Origin of the sequence: Microbacterium sp. H6, from assembly GCF_003314775.1 — a bacterium.
Lineage (GTDB): Bacteria > Actinomycetota > Actinomycetes > Actinomycetales > Microbacteriaceae > Microbacterium > Microbacterium oxydans.
The window spans coordinates 1-4,046 of sequence record NZ_QOAY01000256.1; the positions used below are offsets into that span (position 1 = coordinate 1).

Consider the following 4,046-nt stretch of genomic DNA (forward strand, 5'->3'; position numbering starts at 1 on the left):
TCCTCCCTGGAACTTCCCGGTGGCGATCCCCGCCGGCGGTGTGCTCGCGGGCCTGGCCTCGGGTTCGGCCGTGATCATCAAGCCGGCCAAGCTCACCCAGCGCTGCGGTGCGGTGATGGTGGAGGCGCTGTGGGCCGCCGGTGTGCCGCGCGACCTGCTCGCGCTCGTCGATCTGGCTTCCCGCGACCTGGGCACGCGCCTCGTCGCCGGCCCCGCGGTGGACCGTGTGATCCTCACCGGGGCGTACGAGACGGCGCAGCTGTTCCGCTCGTTCCGCTCCGACCTGCCGCTGCTCGCCGAGACCAGCGGGAAGAACGCGATCATCGTCACCCCCTCAGCCGACCTCGATCTCGCGGCCGCCGACGTGGCCCGCAGCGCGTTCGGCCACGCAGGGCAGAAGTGCTCCGCCGCGTCGCTCGCGATCCTCGTCGGATCCGTCGCCGACTCGAAGCGGTTCGAGCGTCAGCTGGTGGATGCGGTGACCTCGATGCGCGTCGGCCTGCCCGACGACCCGGCCACGCAGATGGGTCCGATCATCGAGCCCGCGAACGGCAAGCTGCTCACCGCGCTCACGAAGCTCGAGAAGGGCGAGCGCTGGCTGGTCGAGCCGCGCAAGCTCGACGACGAGGGCAAGCAGTGGACGCCCGGGGTGAAGACCGGTGTGCGCGAGGGATCGTACTTCCACCTGACCGAGTTCTTCGGGCCGGTGCTCGGCATCATGCACGCCAAGGATCTGGACGAGGCGCTGCGCCTGCAGAACGCGGTCGACTACGGTCTCACGGCCGGCATCCACTCGCTCGACTCCGACGAGGTCGCCACCTGGCTCGACCGTGTCGAGGCCGGCAACCTCTACGTGAACCGCGGCATCACCGGGGCGATCGTGCAGCGTCAGCCGTTCGGCGGCTGGAAGCGCTCGGCGGTCGGCGCCGGAGCCAAGGCCGGTGGCCCGAACTACCTCTTCGGTCTCGGCGAGTGGGCTCCTGCGGAGCTTCCGGCCGCGGCGCCGGGTGCGGCCGTCGTCCCCGTCGTGCGGGCACTGCTGGAGGCGGCGTCCTCCGAGGTGGACGCGACCGAGGCCGAGTGGCTGCAGCGTGCTGCCGCATCCGACGAGCATGCCTGGATCGACGAGTTCGGCGCCGTGAGCGACAAGTCCGGCCTCGGGGTCGAGCGCAACCTGTTCCGCTACCGTCCCGTCGCCGTCGACGTGCGCATCGCCGACGACGCTCCTCTGGTGGATGGCCTCCGTGTGCTCGCGGCCGCCCTGCGCAGCGGCAGCCCGTTCACGGTGTCGGCTCCCGCTCTGCCCTCTCGCGTCGAGAAGGCCCTGCGCGCGCACGGCGTGACCGTCAAGCACGAATCGGACGCGGCGTGGACCAAGCGCTACGCCAAGGCCGCGAACTCGTGGCACCGCGTGCGTCTGGTCGGCGGCGACGCCGCGGCGTTGCACGAGGCGCTCGACGGAAGCCCGGATGTGGCGGTCTGGTCGCACGCCGTGACCGGGGCGGGACGGGTCGAGATGCTTCCGTTCCTGCACGAGCAGGCCGTATCGATCACGAACCACCGCTTCGGCAACCCCACCACCCTGGCCGACGGCGTGATCTGACCTGACCCTTCGCCGAGACCCATCGGCCACAACGAAACCCACCGTCGCTGACGTCTGCGACGGTGGGTTTCGGCGTGCGGGATGGGTCTCGGCGTCAGGGGAGGAGGCTAACCCCGCAGCGCCTCGCGGAGCTTGACGCGGGAGCCCATGCGCAGGAGCGAGTTCTCGTAGATCTTCGCGCCGATGACGATCGCGGCCACGCAGCTGGCGAGCAGGATCACGAGGCTCAGCAGCGGCTCCCACCACTGCGCCTCTCCCACGAACAGGCGCATCGGCATTCCGACCGGGGCGGAGAACGGCACGTACGACATGATCGTCAGCACCAGCGGGTTGTCGTTGAAGACGATGACCAGGATGTACGGCGCCATGATGAGCATCGTGATCGGTGTCGTGGTGGACCCGATGTCCTCCTGGCGAGAAACCATCGACGCCGCGGCCGCGAACATCGCCGCCAGCAGGATGAAGCCGAACAGGAAGAAGATCGCGAACCAGATGATGGGCGCCCCCAGCGTCGTGAGCACCTCCCGTTGACCGGTGACGATCAGACCGATGGTGGCGACCGCCGCCAGGGCGAGGATCTGCCCCATCGCGAGCACGGTGTTGCCGATCACCTTGCCGGCGAGGAGCGTGCGGGCCGGGATCGCCGAGAGCAGCACCTCGACCACGCGGGTCTGCTTCTCCTCCACGACGCTCTGTGCGATCGTGCCGCCGAACGTCGCCGCAGCCATCATGAAGACGAGCCCGAACGCGATCGCGATGAAGTAGCGCAGCAGCGGGTTGGTGGTCGCCGGCTCGAGGCTGACGATTTCGGGAGCGATCGACAGGGCCGAGACGATCTCGCCCGGGGGATCCTGCATCGCGATGATCGTGTATCCCGACGGTCCGTCGCCTTCGATCACCGCGGCATCGACCTTGTCATCGCGCACGAGCTGTTCGGCTGCGGCCCGGTCGGCGACCGTGGTGACCTCGACGTTCGGGATGGCCGAGACGGCGGAGGCGGTCTCCGCGGTCACGGCGATCGGCGTGGTCTCGGTGTTCTTGCTCGCGAACCCGCCGAACAGGATGCCGGCGAGGGCGAGGACCAGCAGGATGCCGGTGGAGATCAGGAAGGCCTTGCTGCGCAGCTTCGATCCGATCTCGCGCTCGGCGACGAGCCAGATGCCGTTCGAGCTGCGAACGGGGGAGGGGGTGCTCACTGGATGACCTCCTTGAAGATCTGGGCGAGGGACGGATGCTTGGGGGCGAAGCTGGCGACATCGCCACGCTGTACGGCGGACTGCAGCACGCGCTGGGCCGTCTCCGGGCCGTCCGCGTCGAACAGGGCGTAGCCGCCCTCGAAGTCGACCACCGTGACACCGGGCTCGGTGCGCAGCCACCCGGCGTCTCCGGCCGAGACCAGCTCGTACCGGTCGCGCGCGTGCTCGGCGCGGAGTGCGTCGCGTGAGCCCGCCGCGCGGATCGTGCCACCGGCGAGGATGACCAGGTCGTCGCACAGCCGTTCCACCACGTCGAGCTGGTGGGAGGAGAACAGGATCGACGCCCCCTTGGCCGCGCTGGACTGCAGGACACCCGCGACCACGTCGACGGCGAGGGGATCCAGGCCGGAGAACGGCTCGTCGAGGATGAGCACCTCGGGGTCGTGCACGAGCGAGGCGGCGATCTGCGCGCGCTGCTGGTTGCCGAGCGACAGAGATTCGATGGTGTCGTTCAGCCGCTCACCGAGCCCGAGTTCCGTGAGCAGCGAGGTCGCCCGCTCCATCGCCTCCTGCTTGCCGAAGCCGTGCAGGCGTGCGAGGTAGACGATCTGCTCGAGCACCTTCATCTTCGGGTAGAGGCCGCGCTCCTCGGGCATGTAGCCGAAGCGGCGCCGGTCGGCGGTCGTCAACGGAGCACCGTCCAGATCGACGCGTCCGCCGTCCGACGACAGCAGCCCCAGCACGATCCGCATGGTGGTGGTCTTGCCGGCGCCGTTGCCGCCGACGAAGCCCGTGAGCCGCCCGGGGGCGACCGTGAAGGACACGTCATCGAGCACGCGCCGAGAGCCGTAGCTCTTGGTGATGCCGGAGAGTTCGAGCATTCCTGTGGTCATACCCTCACGCTACGGAGCACACGTGTCTCGGACATCCCCCGCATGGCGGACTCCGCAGGATCACCCGAGCGGGGGAGGAGGAGGTCAGTTGCGCGCGGTGTGCAGCACCGTGCGCACGAGGAGGCCGGCGACGAGGGCCCAGAACGCGGCGCTGACCCCGAGCACGGCGATCCCTGACGCGGCCACGAGGAACGTCACCACGGCGGGGATGCGCTCACCCGGGTCGTCGATGGCCTGCTGCACGGACGATCCGAACGCGGCGAACAGCGCGAGGCCCGCGACCGCCGGGATGACGGCGGCAGGTGCCAGCACCACGAGCGCGGCGAAGGCCGCCGAGAACACGGCGAGCACGAG

Annotated in this window: 4 protein-coding genes; 1 reads left to right on the forward strand and 3 read right to left on the reverse strand. The window is 69.7% G+C overall.

All coding sequences use genetic code 11. The features are described from left to right. Window positions 1-1,603, forward strand: a 1,603-nt coding sequence (locus tag DSP71_RS16360; RefSeq protein ID WP_113681615.1) for an aldehyde dehydrogenase family protein, incomplete at its 5' end; no start/stop codon positions are given. A gap of 107 nt (window positions 1,604-1,710) precedes the next feature. Here the strand turns inward: DSP71_RS16360 and DSP71_RS16365 are convergent. From DSP71_RS16365 to DSP71_RS16375, 3 genes are all read right to left on the reverse strand, one after another. Continuing rightward, complete coding sequence (locus DSP71_RS16365) at window positions 1,711-2,799, reverse strand: ABC transporter permease (RefSeq protein ID WP_058631739.1); 1,089 nt, start codon at window positions 2,797-2,799, stop codon at window positions 1,711-1,713. Further along, entirely contained in the window at window positions 2,796-3,680 is an 885-nt protein-coding gene (locus DSP71_RS16370; RefSeq protein ID WP_058631738.1) for an ABC transporter ATP-binding protein, read from the reverse strand. The genes DSP71_RS16365 and DSP71_RS16370 overlap by 4 nt, the downstream gene beginning before the upstream one ends. A 96-nt stretch (window positions 3,681-3,776) precedes the next feature. Then, on the reverse strand, window positions 3,777-4,046 hold a 270-nt coding region (locus tag DSP71_RS16375), incomplete at its 5' end, for a benzoate/H(+) symporter BenE family transporter (RefSeq protein ID WP_181800760.1).